The sequence below is a fragment of the Nonomuraea sp. NPDC049637 genome (assembly GCF_040675235.1).
Taxonomy (GTDB): domain Bacteria; phylum Actinomycetota; class Actinomycetes; order Streptosporangiales; family Streptosporangiaceae; genus Nonomuraea.
Window position 1 is genome coordinate 167,041 of record NZ_JBFAOM010000008.1, and the last position, 16,465, is coordinate 183,505.

A 16,465-nucleotide genomic window follows, 5' to 3' on the forward strand; every position below is an offset into this window, starting at 1 on the left:
CGTCGTGCCGGTCAGGCTCAGCTCTGGTGCCCCGGGAGGTTCTTGCCGTCCTGGGGCTTGTTGCCGGAGGACTTCTTGTCGGCGCCGGTGCGGCTCTGGCTCGAGGAGCTCCGGCTCTTGTCCTTGTCCTTGTCGCCCGTCTTCGTCTTGCGGGCCTTGCTCTGCGCCATGACGGTTCCTTTCTTCGATACGCGGAGTCAGCGGGTCGCTTGGCTCCGTAACTGCGCGTGCCCGTGGCCCGGACGGTCATACGGCAGGCCGGTCAAGCTTTCCTCAATAGGCCGAAATATCCATACATGTGCCGCCGGGCGTCAGATCTCGATCACGGCCTTCCCCGGCACCCCGCCGCGCTTGTCACGGAACGCCCGCCCGGTCTCGGCCAGCGGGTACACCGCGCCGACGTGGGCGCGCAGCAGCCCCGCCCCGGCCCGCGCGGCCAGCTCGGCGAGCTGGGCGCGGTCGGGCTCGACGATGAAGAACACCGCCCGCCCACCGTCGGGCACGACCGGCGGCGGCGCGGTGATCGAGACCAGCGCGCCGCCCGGCTTCACCTTGGCCGCCGAGCGGGCGAGCAGGTCGCCGCCGATCGTGTCGAAGATCAGGTCCACCGGCTCGACCGCCTCCTCGAACGACTGCCGCTCCAGGTCGACGAACTCGTGCGCCCCCAGCTCCACCGCCAGGCCCGCGACGCGCCCCCGTCCGGTGGCGACGACGTGCGCGCCGGCCCGGCGGGCGAGCTGGACGGCGAGCGTGCCCGTGCCGCCGCCCGCGCCGTGGACGACGACCGTCCGGCCCGCCTCCAGGCCGCCGTGCGTGAACAGGCCCTGCCAGGCGGTCAGCCCGGCCAGGGGCAGCGCGGCCGCCTCGGTGAAGGTGACGTTCGCGGGGATCGGGGCCAGGTCGCGCGCCTCGACCGCGACGTACTCCGCCGCGCCGCCGTCACGGTGCCAGTCGGTCAGTCCGAAGACGCGGTCGCCCACGGACAGGCCGGTGGTGCCGTAGGCGACCTCGGACACCACGCCGGCCACCTCGTGGGCGGGCACGGACGGCGCCCGGTCCCGTCCGGCCCGGTCGGTCCAGGTGCCCGGCCAGTCCAGCTCGTCGGGCACGAAACCGGCCGCGTGCACGCGCACCACCACGTCACCGGTGGCCGGGCGCGGCACGGGCACGTCCTCCAGGGTCAGGTCGCCGCCGGGCCGGTGAACGCGTATCGCTCTCATGGTCATCGCCTCTCCGTTCCTCGTCATTGTCGGCGACAGGACGGGACAGCGGCCCGGAGTGTGACAGCGACGCGCCGGTCAGGGCCAGGCCCACCGGATGCCGACCAGGCCCGGCTGGAGGGCGGCGGCCATCAGGTGGACGGCGTGCTGGGCGTTCAGCGTCAGCTCGGAGGCGGTCAGCTCGCCACCGCCCGGTCCGCGGCGGGCGAAGCGGTGGATGCGCACCGGCAGCTCGACCGGGTCGAAGGCGACGCGCAGCACGTACTGGCCGGCCGGGAAGCGGAAGCCGCGCTCGTAGAAGCAGGACTCGGCGCCGCTGAGGTCGGTGATCTCGTACCGCAGCACGTGGGTGTCGCCGACCCGCAGCGACCGGTCGAACAGCAGCTCGGCGACCACCGTGGCGGTCTCGCCGTCCCTGGTGACGCGGCCGACGCGGCAGTCCTCCAGGGCGGCGACGGTGACCCGGTCCACGTCGCAGCCGGCGTCGCCGCGGTAGATCATGATGTAGCGGTCGGCGCCCTCCTCGTGGGCCTGCACCACCTGCGTGGTCTCGCGGGTGGTGAGGCTGCGGTCGGGGCCGATGCGCAGCGACTCGTACATCACGGCGATGTGCAGGCGGCGGTCGTCGGCAACCGCGTCCAGCTCGTCCAGCATGGCGGAGACCACCTGGGCGGGCCGGAACAGGGTCGAGTACGCCACCCCGGGCGCGCGGCCGCGCGGCCTCGGCGGCCCGAGCAGCCCGACCAGCGAGCGCGGCGGCAGGTCGAGGATCTCCTCCAGGGCTCCCACGGCCCGCAACGACTCCTCGCGCTCCGGCCGGCGCAGGCCCTGCTGCCAGTAGCTCAGCGTGCTCACCCCGACGTGCAGGCCGCGCTGCGCCAGCCGGTGGCGCAGCCGTTCGAGGGTCAGCCCCCGCGCTCCGACCGCGGCCCGCAGGGCGACGTGAAAGGGGCCGGCGCGCAGCGCGGCCTGGAGCTCATCCGCCACGTTGTGAATGTTCACAGATTTCCACAGATTCGTCATCACTTCATGAACGTCATGAAATGTCACCTTCCACAGTGATCTGTCAGGGAAATCCGCTCCCCCTTGTACGGCCATCTCCGCAGGTCGAACATCCTTCGCAGCACCCCCCAGCAGAAGGAGCGCCTATGTTCCGCCTCGCCGTGGCCCTCGCCCTAGCGGCGGCCACCTGGATCGCGAGCAGCCCCCCGGCCGAGGCCGCGACCTCGTACAAGCTGAACTTCACCCAGCAGTCGCAGCAGTACTCCAACTGGTGCTGGGCCGCGACGGGCAACTCCGTCGCCGCCTACTACGGGTACTCCTACAGCCAGAACCAGTTCTGCAACCTGGCCTTCAACCGCGGCGTCAACACCAGCTGCCCGAACAACCAGGCCACCCTCGGCAACGACCAGACCGCCTTCCGCCAGATCGGCATCAACCCCGGCGTGTACGTCTACGACTACCTGACCTACGCCGCCATCGTCCGGGAGATCGACGCCCAACGCCCGATCATGGCCCGCATCCAGTGGACCAGCGGCGGCGGCCACATGGAGGTCATCTACGGCTACGACAAGACCTCGTCGTACGTGTACTGGAGCAACCCGTGGCCGTCCAGCACCCGCTACAACTGGTCCACCTACAACTACTACGTCTCCAACTCCTCGTTCTTCTGGACCCACTCGCTCGACTACATCGGCGCGTGAGGGAGGCCATCGACATGAAGCTCTTCGCAGCGGTCGCGGCCCTGACCGCGCTGTTCCTGTGGGTCCCGAGCCCGGCGCTGGCCGACCCCGGCGCGCCCACCCAGGCCGACGTCGACGCCGCCCGGGCCGCGGCCGCGGGCGCCGGCGACACGGTCGGCCGCTTCTTCGCCGGCCAGGGCAGGCAGACCAGCCTGGCGCCGGTGGCGGCGCGGGTCGACGGCCCGACGGTCGCCGTCAACGACCTCAACCCGGACTTCGTGAGCGGACGGTCGGCGGAGATCGCCCGCTTCGCCTTCCTCGCCACCGGCGCCACCGCGCCGGACGGGCAGACCGCCTCCGTCTGGACCACCCGCGACCGCCGGGGAACGTGGGTGGTCAGCAACATCGCCAGCGGCGGCGACGAACAGCGGTACGCGGGCCAGACCGGCACCGTGTTCCGCGAGCCGCAGCTCAACGCCTGGTACGCCCTGCGCGACGGCACGGTCGTGCCGCTCAACGACGAGGCAGCGCAGTCGGTGGGCCGGGCGGGCGTCCCCGTGGCCGACTACCGGCGGCTGGCGCAGCAGCGCTACGCCGCCAAGCTCCCCGGCAGCTCCTATGCCAGGGACGGCTACGCGGGCGGCTACGGCGTCCCCGGCCCCGGGGGCACCCCCCTGCCCTGGGTCGTGGGCGCCGTGGTCCTGCTCGGCGCGGCGATCACCATTCGCCTGCTGCGCGGGCGCCGCACCTGACAAGATCCGGTGCACGGCCCGCGCCTCCGACGGCCATCTCGGCGGAGGCGCGGGCCGCCTTTTTCTGAGTAGCCCTTACTCATGCCGTCCCCCGCCGCCCGCCCGCACCATGGCGGCACAGCTCATCCACGAGGGGGACGACCATGGCAGACATCCACAGCGCGGCGGCCGCGGGGCCGCCGTCCCCGCCGGCCGCGCCGGTGCTGGACAACTCGGCGCGGGAGGTACTGAAGGGCACGCTCGTCCCGCTGCGGGTGCCCAGCGCGCACGACGACGCACCCGGCGGCGGGGGCGCGGGCGGGGGCATCGTCAAGCTGGGGGCGGTCCGGCAGCTCGCGCTGGCCCCCGGCGACACCGACGCGGTCCGTGACCGCCTCCGGGCCGGGGACGACCCGGAAGGCGTCTCCGCCGAGGCGTTCGACCTGCTCAGGCGCTTCGAGGAGCAGCCCGTCGCGGCGCTGCGCCCCGACCCCGCCGCGCTGGCGCGGGTGCCGGCCGCCGAGCTGGCGCTGTTCGCCGGGACGCTCGTCGAGCTGCGCGCCGAACGCCTGCGCGAGGCGGAGGGCGCGGGCGCCAGGGAGGCGGCCGGCCGGGCCGCGCAGGCGCTCAACACCGCCGCGGTGGCCCTGCGCGGCCTGGCGGTCAACACCGCCGCGCCGCCCATCGGCATGCTCAACCTGGAACGCATCGAGATGGTGCCGGTCGGCATCCAGCGCGGCGAGCTCGTCTCGACCATCCCGCTCGCGCCCGGCGAGGTGACCGCGGTCACGCACAAGGAGTGGTCGGTCACCTCGAAGGAGTTCACCACCATCGTCACCGACTCGCTGGAGGAGGTCAGCGAGACGGGCGTGACCGACAACACCGACCTGTCGCAGTCGACGTCGTCGCAGAGCCAGCACTCCAACCAGTTCAACATCACCGGCACGGTCCAGGGCGGCATCCCGATCATCTCCGGTTCGAGCACCACCGGGTTCACCGCGCAGGGCTCGGAGTCGGCCTCGGCCGCCGAGAGCATCAAGCACGCCCGCGCCACCACGCAGAAGGCGTCCTCGCGCTCCCGCCGCGAGCACAAGGTGACCATCTCCACCACCACCGTGACGGGGTCGGAGGAGACCTCGACCCGGGTGCTGAGGAACACCGGCAACGACCCCGTCCGGATCGACTACTTCAGCCTGATGCGCAAGTGGCGGGTCCGTCTCTACCGGTACGGGCTGCGCCTGACGTACGACATCGCGGTCCCCGAGCCGGGGGCGTCGATGCGGCGGGCGTACGCGGAGCTGGAACTGCTGCGCTCGCAGCAGGGCCCCTTCGAGTTCCCGGTCAAGCACGCCGACATCACCACGGAACTGGTCGACCAGGACGGCCACCCGTCGCCGACCGGCGTCCCGAAGTACCAGTGGCTGGCCGACCGGCACGGCGTGACCGTCCGGCCGCACCCCGAGGCGCCGACGCCGCTGACCGTCAGCTCGCACGTCAACACCGACGGGAACTGGTGGTTCCTGGACCTGGAGTTCGACGTGCCCGGCGGCACGCACATCCGGGAGATCATGCTGGACGCGCAGGTCGGCAAGGACGACTCCGACGACAAGATGAACTTCGACGTCATCGGGGCCCGCTCCGAGCCGACGTGGCGCAACCTGTCGGACGCGCTCATCATCCGCGACCACCGGATCATGTCCTTCGACGGCGCCACGCCCTACATGCGCGGCTTCACCGGCCGCCACAAGATCACGTTCTTCTTCCACCACTCCGAGCGGGTGTTCGTCGGGCTCGGCGTGCGGCTCGACCTCACGGACGAGGCCGTCGAGCAGTGGCGCACCGACGTCTGGAACACCCTCTACAACGCCGCCCAGACCAGGTACTTCGCCGAGCAGGAGGACATCGCCGCGCGCATCGCGGCCATCGAGGACAAACTGGCGAACGTCGACACCCTGACGCTGCGGCGCGAGGAGAGCGACGAGATCATGAAGTGCGTCCTGCGGTTCATCCTCGGCAGCGACTTCGACTTCATGCCCGCCGACGTCCTGGCCGCCTTCCTGGCCGCGCACGTCGACCTCCAGCACGGCATCGGCTTCGACGGGCCGAGCCTCGGGCTCACCGCCGAGCAGTGGACGCTGCTGCGCCGGCACGAGGACCTGGTGCGCTTCATCAACCAGGCGATCGAGTGGGAGAACGTGGTGACGTTCCTCTACTCCTACTTCTGGGACGTCCCGCCGAGCTGGCCGTTCGTCCGGCAGTTGCGGCACCCGGACCCGACCAGGCAGGCGTTCCTGCGGGCCGGCAGCGCGCGGATCGTCCTGACCGTGCGCAAGGGCTGGGAGGAGGAGTGGATGCGCTTCGCCGAGGGGGGCGCGGTCGGCGCGCCGATCCCGGCGCCCTACCTGACGATCGCGCAGGAGATCGCGGCCTACGACGACCGCAACTATCCCGGCATCCCGCCCGCCAACCCCGAACGGGCGGCCGCCCGGCTCCAGGACGCCGCCTTCACCACGTCCTCGTCGGACCTGGCGCCGAGCCCGAACCCGGTGAACATCAAGGTCGGCAACAGCTCGGCGTTCGTCGTCGGGCTGCCGGTCGTGCTGGACGCCGAGGACGACCGCCGCGTCCAGGAGGCCCAGCTCGTCGTCGCCATCCCGGACGCCACCCACCTCACGGTCGAGCGGCTGAGCTTCGCCCACCGCGGCACGCAGGCCCCCGTGCCGATCCTCCAGCCGGGCGAGAAGGGGGCGCTCATCGCCGAGTGGCACGAGTACACGCCGTCGTCCGGCACCGACATCGCGCTCACGTCCAACCTCGCGACGATCTCGTAGGGCGGCGGACGGCCCGATGACGTACTTCTGCTTCCAGAGAAGCCAGAACGACCGGGTCTCCCGGATCTCCCTCACCGTCGGCGAGGAGACCCAGCCGATGATGTGGAAGGGCGAGCAGCCCGACGACAACGTGCACGGCGTGCTCTTCCACCACACCTCCGGCCTGGTGTTCCTGGAGGAGACCCGGGCCTCCTACGGCCCGCAGGGCTCCTACCGGGTGTTCGCGCTGACCGGCAGGACGCCCGGATCGGGCCGGTTCGAGGCCATAGAAGTGCCCAGGACGGGCGCCCTGCGCACGCTCGGCCGGTTCGACCTCGACGTCCGTGACCCCACCGACGACCAGGCCGACCTGGTCTACACCGGCAGGTTCCTGTACTGGCGCAGATCCATGCCCGCCTCACTCCAGGGCTCCGGCACGCTGCTGTACGCGGCCACGTCCGGCCTGGTGGGACACCAGATCGGCACCATGCAGAACAGCAAGGACCACGGCCCGCTGCCGGAGGGTCTGTACACGTTCTTCACCCACGTCGATCCCCGGCAGAACTCCGTCGAGGCAGCGAACCAGCGGGGCGACAAGGCCGTCTCCAACCCCGGGGAGGGCATCCAGTTCCTGCCCGTGGGCGGCGGCGGCCCGGTCTTCCCCGACTGGGGCACCTTCCGCGTCCGGCTCACCCCGATCCAGGGGAACATGTACGGGCGTGGCGGCTTCTACCTGCACAACTCACACAAGGGGTACAGCCACGGCTGCGTCGAGGTCGGGGTGAACGCCGACGGCCTCGACTTCTTCTCGGGCCTGCTGGCCTACGCCGGCAGCCAGCCGCGCAAGGCCAAGCTCGTGCTGCGCGTCCGGTACTCCTACCCCGAGCAGGGCACCCTCGGCAGAACCCTGCGCTGAACCCTGCCCTGAACCGTCGGCCCGCGTCGCGGGGTCACCAGTGACACCGTGCGCGGGCTGCGGAGACCGTCACCTCGTGGGTGTCGTCGGCCGTGACGGGCTGGTTGCCGACCAGGACGGTGAGCCGGCCCGGAGCCGGCACCCGCCAGGTGCCGAGCGGGGCCCAGCGCCCCCGGAAGGCGCGCTGGTCCACGGTCACCGGCGGGCCGAGGTGCGGCGGGTCGGTGTCGTCGTCGTCCAGGTAGAAGAAGGCCAGGCCGGACGAGCGGGGGTCGTCGGGGATGTGCACGTCGATCGTGCAGCGGGCGCCGCCGCGGGTGTCGAAGTACCAGTTGACGACCTGGTTGAAGTGGGCCGGCTCGTTCCCGACCCGCAGCGCCAGCGCCGCGCCCACGCAGCCGTCGCCCTTCCATCCGCCGGTTACGGGACGCCAGGCGGGATCGGCGTAGAACCACTCGGCCGCGCACCGGGGGCCGTGCACCGCCTGCCACCGGACAGGGCCCGTGGGGGCGGGGCCGGGGGGCGGCTGGGTGACCACCACGGTTGGGGGAACCTCCGCCACGGTCGCCCGGACGGCCGCCGGGCCGCCCTTCGTGGTGGGGGTGGGGGTGGAGGTGGTCGTGGGCGTGGTGAGCCGGGGCAACAGGACAGCGGCCGTCACGCCCAGGGCCAGCAGAACGGCCCCGGCCGCCAGCGCGCGGCCCGGCCAGGCCGCCCGCGCGGGCCGCGTCGCCCCAGTGAGGCCGCCCTCGACCGGGTCGCCCTTGGCCGCCTTGCCCACGGCGGGGTCGTGTCCCTTGGGGGCGCTCTCGGCCGGTTCGTCTTCGGTGGGGCCGGTTTCGGCGACCAGGGCCTGGTACTCCGCGTCCGCGGCCCAGGACAGCGGGCCCATGGCGCTTCCGGCGAGGGCCGCCGCCCGGTCGGACGTGATCCGCTCCGCCGGGTCGCGTGCGGCGCACGAGCGGATCAGGCCGGCGAGCGCGGGCTCGACGCCGTCCACGTCGATGTCGGCGTTCAGGCTGCTGTAGAGCACCGCCATCGGCTCGCCGCGCCCGAACGGCGGACGGCCGGTGGCGGCGTAGGCGATCGTGCCGGCCAGCGCGAAGACGTCCGCCGCCGCCGTGACGGGCTCCTGACGTACGGCCTCGGGAGCGATGTAGCCGGGCGTGCCGACGATCTCCCCCGACGTCGTGATCGTGCTCTGACCGGGGGCCCGCGCGATGCCGAAGTCGATCAGCCGCGGGCCCTGCGGCGACAGGATGACGTTGTGCGGCTTGAGGTCGCGGTGCTGCACGCCGTGCCGGTGCACGTCGGCCAGGGCGGCGGCCAGCCCGGCGAGCAACCGACGGCACAGCTCCGGCGGCAACGGCCCCCGTTCCGCAACCGCCCGCAACAACGTCGGCCCTCGCACGTACGCCGTCGCCAGCCAGTACGGCGGCGCCGTCACCCGGGCGTCCACCAGCGGCGCCACGTACGGGCTGCGCAGGCCGCGCAGGGTGGCGGCCTCGCGGCGGAACCGTTCCATGGCCTCGGGGTCGGCCGGGTCGTGCTTGATGACCTTGATGGCCACCAGGCCCAGGCGGCGGCTCCTGGCCAGGTACACGACGCCCATGCCGCCCGCGCCGAGGCGCCCGAGCAGCCGGTGGCCGCCGATCTCGGGTGGGTCCGTCGCCTGTAACGCCTGCACGCTCATCCCAGTCGATCATGACAGACCGGGCGTCCGGGAGGCAGCCCCCGTCACGGCCGGATCGGGGTGGGGCGGGAGGCGGCGTGAAGGGCGGGTGGGGTGGGGGCGTTTGGGAGGTTATGCCGTTGGGGCGCGGTGGGTGGTTCGGGTTTCTTGGGGGGTGATGTCTGGCTTATTCGATATCGGGGTGGTTTTGTTCTGGATATCGGTACTAGTCCAGAGATTGCGTGAAAGTTCGTGGTTGCTCGGGCTTGATGAATACCACAATTCCCTCGTTCTCGCCCGCCCGTCGCCACCCCAGACGCTCGTACAGGCGAATGGCGTCGGGGGCGTTCACGGAGGTCAGCAGCCAGCTTCGGGATTCGCCGCACAGAAGGTCCAGAATGCGTCCCGCCAGACCGCGGCCGCGGGCGCGTGGAGCCACCGCCAGTTCGTCCACCTGGAGCGCACCGGCCAGCATCCGGGCCACCCCGTCCGGGCCGAGCGCCGCGAGCACCTTGCCGTAGCTGCGGGTCCGCGGCAGCGGGGTCTCCGTCGGCCAGGCCGTCCCGAACCCGCACGGGCCCGCGTCGTCCACGGCCAGCACCGCGCGGAAACCGGGCCGGGCGGCGTCGGCGGCGAACCGGACGCCGAACTCGGCCACCTCGCCCTCCCCCTCGTTCCACGGCGGCCCGGTGAACACCTCGCGGTAGAGGTCGATCAGCTCCGCCCGGCGCGCGAGCGCCTGCTCGCCGGTCAGCAGTTCCAGCCGCACGTCCGTACGTTCCGTCACACTCAACCTCACTGTCTAGTTGAAGTACGACAGTGACGATAGCGGACGTCCGGCCAAACCGGCACCCCCGCGTCCGCGGCGCGGGCCGCCCGGAGCGCATGTTCCCGGCAGCGCCGCATTTTCGGGGCGACAGTGCTAGGGAATGATCGAGTCACAGTAAAGCGACACCACCGCTTCTTGTCGCAATAAAACTGGACAAGTCGGCTGTAAGGGCCTGGTAAATCTGGTCAAGCTTTAGCAGCTCATGCCTGTCTTGTCAGAACTCCGAACTCAATGCGCGGGTAAGACTGCTCATGCCGGAGACCGACGGCAGTCGAGAAGTCCCGCGGCGGTTCTGGAAACTTCTGAACGGAAAGCGCGATGAAATCAATGATGAAGAAGCCGGCGGCCGTGCTCGCCACGAGCGCGTGCCTGCTGCTTGGTGGCGGCCAGATGCCGGCCGCCCAGGCCAGCACGGCCGGCACGGCGTCGTATCAGAGCCCAGCCGATGAGAAGCCGGTCCTCCGGGGCGGCTGCGGCTGGCGTCACTGCGGTCCTCGCTGGTGGGGCCCGCGTTGGGGCGGCTGGTGGGGCGGCGGTCACCACCACGACCACGACCACGACCACCACCACCGCGTGGGCCCGCGTGGTCCCCAGGGCCCGCGTGGTCCGGAAGGCCCTCCCGGCCGCTCCGTCCACAAGCCGGACCGCCACGACGACGACCACGGCCGCGACGACCATGGCCACGACGACGACCACAACGAGGACGACGACTGGGGCGAGTGGGGCGAGAACTTCGACGGGTTCTAAATGACCCGCGGCGAAGTTCCCGCTGACACACCAGCACGCTGAACGGCGGGGTTCCCGGCGACATGCGCACATCGGCCGTCCGGACGAAGACCGGCTCCCGGTCCGGCGACCGGCCACGCGCCCCTGTCCCGGCGAACCCCGCCCTGCAGCCCCCGCCCCGCACTCCCCCGCACGCCCCCCGCCCCGTACGCCCCGCCTCCGCATGTGCCGCACTCCCCCGCACGCCCCCGCCTCCGCACGTGCCGCACTTCCCCGCCGCTGCGGCCCCCCACCAGCACCGGAAGGCCCTCCCGACGCCCCTGCCCCGCCTCCCCGTCGACCGCGCGCCGTGCCGCCGGAACGGGAAACCGGACGGTAATGCCTTTTCTCACCGGCTGGGCTATGGTCGGCCTTATGACGGGACCGTGCAGAGCGCCACGAGGCCCCATCGCGCTGTGCTGCGTGGTGGGCCTGGTTCTGCTGTCCCTGCTGGTCGCCGGCCCTTCCTACGCCGACGACCAGACGACCCCGCGCCCTCTGTCCGCCGGCCACGAATGGACCCCGGACAAGAGCGGCGACCGGATGCCGAGCCTGCCGCCCCAGGCGTCCAGCGGCCGTGAGCACCACGTGCTGTCGTTGTGGCCGCCGCTGCGCGGCGCGCGGCACGCCGAGGCCGCCCACCTCGCGCTGCTTCCCGCGCCCGGTTCCGACGCGGCCGCGATCCGCGACCCGCAGCAGGTCGGGCACCGCACCGCGGGCTCGCGCAGCCCGCCGCTGATCTAGCTCCCTCCCTCTTCACGAGTCGCCGCCTCCCGGCCCGCCTTGCGCGCCGCGGGGCCGGTCGTCGCGCCCGGCCCCAGCACGGCCGGGTCCACGCGTTGCCCGGCCGCCCGCGGGTTCCGCGCGTTCCGGTACGGCCGGAGGTCGCCGTCGTCGCGTGCCCGCGTGCGGGATGCGCCCTTTTCTCTCGTCTTTCGCGTACGAGTTCTCCGCGTCAGAGCAAGGAGCCGATCATCGTCATGTCCGACGCCGGATCAGTCCACGAACACTCACCGCGAACATCCGCGGTGCACCGCGCCCACGTGGTGCTCGACCTGGGCACCTCACGCACCCGTTCGCTGTCCCTGGACGGGTTCGCCATCGCCGACCGTCCCTCGGCGGTCGTCGTCCCGTCGCCGGAGAGCGCGGCCGGGGTCCCGGTCCGCCCGATCCGCCGGGGCATGGTCGTCGACCCGGGCGCCTGCCTGCGGCTGGTGCATCTCGTGCTGCAGGACGCCTGGCTGGCCGGCGGCCGGCCGCTGGAGCACGTGATGGCCGCGGTGCCGAGGGCCGCGACGGGCAGCGACCGCCAGGCGGTGCGCGCGGCCGTCGCCGAGGCGGCCGGCTGCCAGGTGACGCTGGTCGAGGCGCCGCTGGCCGCCGCCGCCGGCGCCGGTCTGGACGTCGCGGGGCCGGGGCCGTACCTGCTGCTGGACGTCGGGGCGGGCATCGTCGAGGCCGTCGTCGTCAGCGGCGGCGCGGTCAGCGACGCGGCGGCGCTCCAGCTCAGCGCCACGACCAGCGCGGGCCTGCTGCCGGACGCGCTGGACGGCGTCGTGGAGATGACCGCGGGCCTGCTGCGCCGCCAGCCGGCCCACCTCCGCCCGGCCGTCCGCGACAACGGCCTGACCGTCACCGGCGGGGGCGCGCTCCAGACGCGGCTGCTGGATCGCCTGCACACCGCCCTTCGCACGCGGATCAACGCCGCGCCGGAGCCGCAGCACGCCACCGTCCGCGGCCTGCTGCGGCTGTGCCTGCGCCCCGCGGCGCCCGTCATCGCCCTCTGAACCCCCGCAATCACCGCGCGGAAAGGAAACCACCATGACCGACCACCTGAGCACCGTGCAGCTTCAGTCCCTGCGCCAGGACATCGACGAGCAGCTGGAGCGGCGCAGCCGTCACCTGCTGGGCCTGCAGGCCGCGGCCCAGGACGGCAACGGCGCGGACGACACCTGGCAGGAGCTGCTGGCCTCCCTGGCCACCGCCGACCGGGCCATCGCCGAGCTCACCGAGGCCCGCGACCGGCTGACGGCCGGCTCGTACGGCCGCTGCTCGCACTGCGAGGCGGGCATCCCGTTCGAACGGCTCAAGATCCGGCCGCTGGCCCGGTTCTGCATCAACTGCCAGCGCCGGCACGAAGCCGCCTGACCCACGGGACCGGCCGCCCCCTCGCGACGTCGGGCGGCCGGTCCACCGCCCGCGGCCGTTGGACAGGAATATGCAGACCGGTCTAGTGTGTGCCGCATGGCGGTCAAGGGGGACGAGACACGGGCGCGCATCGTCGCGGCCGCCCGCACGCTGGTGGAGGCCCAGGGCAGCCACGGCACCGGTCTCAACGAGGTGCTGGCGGTGGCCGGCGCGCCGCGCGGGTCGCTCTACCACCACTTCCCCGGCGGCAAGGACCAGCTGGTGGGCGAGGCGCTCGCCGCCGCCGGGCGCGAGGTCGACGCCATGATCGACGATCTGGCCGGCACGCTGCCGCGCGCCCGTGACCTCGTGCCGGCCGTCCTCGACGCGCTGGCCGACAGGATGGTGGCGGCCGGGTACGCCAAGGGCTGCCCGGTGGCGACCGTGGCCCTGGAGGTCTCCTCCTCCAACGAGCAACTCCAACGCGTCTGCGCCGGCATCTACGAGGGCTGGCAGCGCAGACTGGCCGACGCCCTGCGCGCCGACGGGCTTGCCGCGGCCGACGCCCCGCAGCCCGACGCCCCGCAGCCCGACGAGCACGACATGGCCGGCGACCGGCGCGACACGGCCGACGATCTGGCGGCGACCGTGCTCGCGCTGATCGAGGGCGCGCTGCTGCTGGCCCGCGCGAGCCGTTCCCGGCTGCCCGTCGAACGGGTCCGCCGCCAGGTCGTCAGGCTGCTGGCCTGAGCCGGCGGTTTTTCATGCCCGCAGAATATGTAGATCGGTCTAGAGAGGAAGAGTCATGGAAGACGCCGTGGTGTTCGGCGCGACCGGCTTCATCGGCAGATGGACGGTCCTGCACCTGCTGGAACAGGGCCGCGCCGTGACGGCCGTCGTCCGCCGCGCGGACGGCGGGCTCGGCCGCTGGCTGCGCGAGCGCGGCGCGCCCGGCGCGCGGCTCACCGTCGTCGAGGGCGACGTCACGGCCGGGCCCGGCCTGGGGCTGAGCGGGCCCGCCGAAGGGGCGGCGGGCGTGCGGGACGTGTTCAACGCCGCCGGCGTCTACCGCTTCGGCATGGAACGCGAGGAGGCCAGGACGGTCAACGTCGAAGGCGCGCTCAACGTGCTGAACTGGGCCGCCGCCCGGCCCGCGCTGCGCCGGCTGGTGCACGTGTCGGGCTACCGCGTCGGGCTGGACCCGCGGCCGCGCCATCCGCTGCCGGAGGCCGAACTGGCGGCCCTGTACCGGGACAAAGGAGCGTACGAGGGCTCCAAGGCCGAGGGGGACGCCGCCGTACGGGTCGCCGCGGCCCGGCTCGGCGTGCCGCTGACCGTGGTGAACCCGAGCAGCGTCATCGGCCATTCGCTGACCGGCGAGGCCGGCCAGTACGTCGGGCCGGCCTCGCTGGTCCGCGACCTGTGGGCGGGGCGGCTGCCCGCGCTGCCGGGCGGCGCCCGTACGTTCGTCCCGGTGGTGACGGTGGACGATTTCGCCCGGTTCATGGCCGCCGTGCCCGAACACGACCCCGAGCCGGGCGGCCTGCACTGGGTGCTCGATCCCGCCACGCCCGACCTGCCCGACCTGATCCGGCTGCTCGCGGACCACCTCGGCGTACGCGCGCCGCGCATCCGCGTGCCGGTGGGCGTGATCCGCCGCCTGCCGTCCGCGCTGACCGGCGCCGAGCCCGAGACGCTGGGCTTCCTGACCGAGGACCGGTACGACACCGGCTCGGCCGACCGGGTCGCCGCGTCCGCGCGGCTCCGGCGGCCACCCGTGGAGGACGCGTTGCGCCGCTGGGCCGACCGGCTGGTCGCCGACCGCTTCGGGGCCGCTCCGGCCGCACGTCCCGGCGGTTTCCACAGCGTGGCGGGGTCGCGCACGTACGTGGCGGGTGAGCGTACGTCGCCACGGCTGGTGTTGCTGCACGGGCTGCCGCTCGACGGCGACTCCTGGCACGGCGTGCTCGACGAACTGGACAGCGCCCCGCCCGCGACCCGCCCCGGAACCGCCGCGGACCGGTTCCCCGAGCTTGCCGCCGGCTCCCCTGCTCCGGACCGCTCTCCCACGCTTGCCGCCGGCTCCCCCGCTCCGGACCGCTCTCCCACGCTTGCCGCCGGCTCCCCCGCTCCGGACCGCTTCCCCGGGCTCGTCGCCGGGTTCCCCGCTTCGGACCGGTTTCCCGCGCTCGTCGCCGATCTGCCGGGGCTGGGGCGTTCCTCGCCCGCCGGGGCCGCGGCGTCGGACTGGCTGGCCGAGTTGCTGGCGCCCGTGCGTACCCGTCCGGTGATCGTCGCGCACTCGGCCGCCGCCGCCCCGGCGCTGCGGTACGCCGCCGCCCACCCCGGCCGGATCGCCGCCCTGATCCTGCTGTCGCCGTACTTCCTCCAGCGCCGGCCGTCCGCGCTCACTCTGCTCCTCGCGGCCCCGGTCCTCGGCAGGATGGGCCCCGACCGGCTCGCGGCCACCCTCCTCGGCCCGGCGTCCCCGCCCGAGGACGCGCGGCGGGCGGTCGCGAGCGCCGCGGCCGGACTTCGGCGTCCCGGGGTCGCCCGGCGCACCGCCCGCGTGCTGCGCGCCGCGCACCGCCCCGCCGAGCGCGCCGCCCTCCGCACGCTGCTCGGCGGCCCCGTCCCCGTGCACCTCGTGGCGGGCGAGCTGGACCCGCTGACCGACAGCCCCGTCCCCGTGACGGTCATCCCGGGGGCCGGGCACCACCCGCACCTCACCCACCCGGCCGCCGTCGCGGAGATCGTGCGGCAGATCCTCCTCCGGCCCGGCGTGGACGATTTCCCTCCGCCGCCCACGCCTGACATCATGACCGGCCCACTTCCTCACCACCCCAGGACGTCATGAGCTCCGTCACCTACGCCGAGCCCGCCGAGCCGCAACCCGAGATCCCGCTCACCGGCGGCGACGTCACCGAAGGCGTCGTACGCGTCGGCGACACCGTGCGCCGCACCGTGGGACCCAACGCCCCGCTGGTCCACGCCCTGCTGGGGCACCTGGAGGAGGCCGGGTTCGCGGGCGCGCCGCGGTTCCTCGGCATCGACGCCGCCGGCCGCGAGGTGCTGACCTTCGTGCCCGGGGAGGTCGCCGGGCAGCCGCGGCCCGCGTGGCTGGCCGACGAGGAGCGGCTGGCGTCCGTGGGCCGGCTGATCCGGGCCTACCACGAGGCCGTGGCGGGGTTCGTCCCGCCCGACGGCGTGCGGGCGGACTTCGGGTTCACCGAGCCGCCGGGCATGCCGTCCGCGCCGCCGTACCCGCCGGAGCTGGTCGGGCACCTGGACTACACGCCGGACAACATCGTGTTCCGCGACGGCGTGGCGGCCGGGCTGATCGACTTCGACATCGCCAGGCCGTCCACCCGGGTGGAGGAGCTGATGAGCGCGATGGTGTACTGGGCGCCGCTGGCCGACCCGGCCGACGCCGACCCGCCCCTGCGCGGGCTGGACGTGCCGCGCCGCTGCCGGCTGCTCGCCGACGCGTACGGGATGTCCGGCGTCGACCGTTCGCGCCTGGTCGAGGTGGCCGTGCTGCGTACCCGGCGGTCGTGGTTCTCGATGCGGCAGATCGCCGAGGAGCGGGGCGGCGGCTGGGCCCGGATGTGGGAGGAGGGCGTCGGCGACCTGATTAAGCGGCGCGAGGCGTGGCTGGAGCGCCACGGCCCGGCGATCGACGCCGCGCTCACCGCTCCCTGAGCGCCCCGGTT

General features: G+C 73.4%; 16 protein-coding genes. 11 read left to right on the forward strand and 5 right to left on the reverse strand.

Annotated features, from left to right (window positions below):
• Nucleotides 1-17: 17 nt before the first annotated feature.
• The 3 genes from AB0J71_RS14155 to AB0J71_RS14165 form a co-directional block, all read right to left on the reverse strand.
• Nucleotides 18-170, reverse strand: a complete 153-nt coding sequence (locus AB0J71_RS14155; RefSeq protein WP_352326077.1) for a hypothetical protein — start codon at nucleotides 168-170, stop codon at nucleotides 18-20.
• Nucleotides 171-311: 141 nt separating this feature from the next.
• On the reverse strand, nucleotides 312-1,220 hold the full coding sequence (locus tag AB0J71_RS14160; protein ID WP_364414373.1) for an NADP-dependent oxidoreductase: 909 nt from the start codon (nucleotides 1,218-1,220) through the stop codon (nucleotides 312-314).
• A gap of 78 nt (nucleotides 1,221-1,298) precedes the next feature.
• On the reverse strand, nucleotides 1,299-2,207 hold the full coding sequence (locus AB0J71_RS14165) for a hypothetical protein (protein WP_352326080.1): 909 nt from the start codon (nucleotides 2,205-2,207) through the stop codon (nucleotides 1,299-1,301).
• Between the two features lie 161 nt (nucleotides 2,208-2,368).
• Between AB0J71_RS14165 and AB0J71_RS14170 the strand changes: the two genes are divergently transcribed.
• The 4 genes from AB0J71_RS14170 (at nucleotide 2,369) to AB0J71_RS14185 (ending at nucleotide 7,359) form a co-directional block, all read left to right on the forward strand.
• The gene (locus AB0J71_RS14170) at nucleotides 2,369-2,923 is read left to right on the forward strand and encodes a papain-like cysteine protease family protein (protein ID WP_352326082.1); all 555 of its coding nucleotides are present in this window, start codon (nucleotides 2,369-2,371) and stop codon (nucleotides 2,921-2,923) included.
• Between the two features lie 14 nt (nucleotides 2,924-2,937).
• The gene (locus AB0J71_RS14175; RefSeq protein ID WP_364392394.1) at nucleotides 2,938-3,654 is read left to right on the forward strand and encodes a hypothetical protein; all 717 of its coding nucleotides are present in this window, start codon (nucleotides 2,938-2,940) and stop codon (nucleotides 3,652-3,654) included.
• A 143-nt stretch (nucleotides 3,655-3,797) separates the two neighbouring features.
• Entirely contained in the window at nucleotides 3,798-6,464 is a 2,667-nt protein-coding gene (locus AB0J71_RS14180; protein WP_352325698.1) for a hypothetical protein, read from the forward strand.
• 16 nt (nucleotides 6,465-6,480) lie between these two features.
• Complete coding sequence (locus AB0J71_RS14185; protein ID WP_364414375.1) at nucleotides 6,481-7,359, forward strand: hypothetical protein; 879 nt, start codon at nucleotides 6,481-6,483, stop codon at nucleotides 7,357-7,359.
• Nucleotides 7,360-7,393: 34 nt separating this feature from the next.
• Here the strand turns inward: AB0J71_RS14185 and AB0J71_RS14190 are convergent, their stop codons facing one another.
• Entirely contained in the window at nucleotides 7,394-9,052 is a 1,659-nt protein-coding gene (locus tag AB0J71_RS14190) for a serine/threonine-protein kinase (RefSeq protein WP_364414377.1), read from the reverse strand.
• Between the two features lie 205 nt (nucleotides 9,053-9,257).
• Complete coding sequence (locus tag AB0J71_RS14195) at nucleotides 9,258-9,818, reverse strand: GNAT family N-acetyltransferase (RefSeq protein WP_364414379.1); 561 nt, start codon at nucleotides 9,816-9,818, stop codon at nucleotides 9,258-9,260.
• A 360-nt stretch (nucleotides 9,819-10,178) separates the two neighbouring features.
• On the opposite strand from AB0J71_RS14195, the gene AB0J71_RS14200 reads away from it, so the two are divergent.
• From AB0J71_RS14200 to AB0J71_RS14230, 7 genes are all read left to right on the forward strand, one after another.
• Nucleotides 10,179-10,607 carry a hypothetical protein gene (locus AB0J71_RS14200; RefSeq protein WP_352325703.1) on the forward strand — a complete coding sequence of 143 codons (429 nt, stop codon included), beginning with the start codon at nucleotides 10,179-10,181 and terminating at the stop codon, nucleotides 10,605-10,607.
• Nucleotides 10,608-11,048: 441 nt separating this feature from the next.
• Complete coding sequence (locus AB0J71_RS14205) at nucleotides 11,049-11,369, forward strand: hypothetical protein (protein ID WP_352325705.1); 321 nt, start codon at nucleotides 11,049-11,051, stop codon at nucleotides 11,367-11,369.
• Nucleotides 11,370-11,653: 284 nt separating this feature from the next.
• On the forward strand, nucleotides 11,654-12,412 hold the full coding sequence (locus tag AB0J71_RS14210) for a rod shape-determining protein (RefSeq protein ID WP_352325706.1): 759 nt from the start codon (nucleotides 11,654-11,656) through the stop codon (nucleotides 12,410-12,412).
• Nucleotides 12,413-12,446: 34 nt separating this feature from the next.
• A complete protein-coding gene (locus AB0J71_RS14215; RefSeq protein WP_352325707.1) occupies nucleotides 12,447-12,773 on the forward strand; it encodes a TraR/DksA C4-type zinc finger protein in 327 nt (108 codons plus the stop codon).
• Nucleotides 12,774-12,869: 96 nt separating this feature from the next.
• Nucleotides 12,870-13,502 (forward strand): TetR/AcrR family transcriptional regulator, encoded by a 633-nt coding sequence (locus tag AB0J71_RS14220; protein ID WP_364414381.1) that lies wholly within the window; start codon nucleotides 12,870-12,872, stop codon nucleotides 13,500-13,502.
• A 55-nt stretch (nucleotides 13,503-13,557) separates the two neighbouring features.
• Nucleotides 13,558-15,609 (forward strand): alpha/beta fold hydrolase, encoded by a 2,052-nt coding sequence (locus AB0J71_RS14225; RefSeq protein ID WP_364414383.1) that lies wholly within the window; start codon nucleotides 13,558-13,560, stop codon nucleotides 15,607-15,609.
• Nucleotides 15,606-16,454, forward strand: a complete 849-nt coding sequence (locus AB0J71_RS14230) for a phosphotransferase (protein ID WP_364414385.1) — start codon at nucleotides 15,606-15,608, stop codon at nucleotides 16,452-16,454. Before AB0J71_RS14225 ends, AB0J71_RS14230 begins: the two co-directional genes overlap by 4 nt.
• The last annotated feature ends 11 nt before the right edge of the window (nucleotides 16,455-16,465 follow it).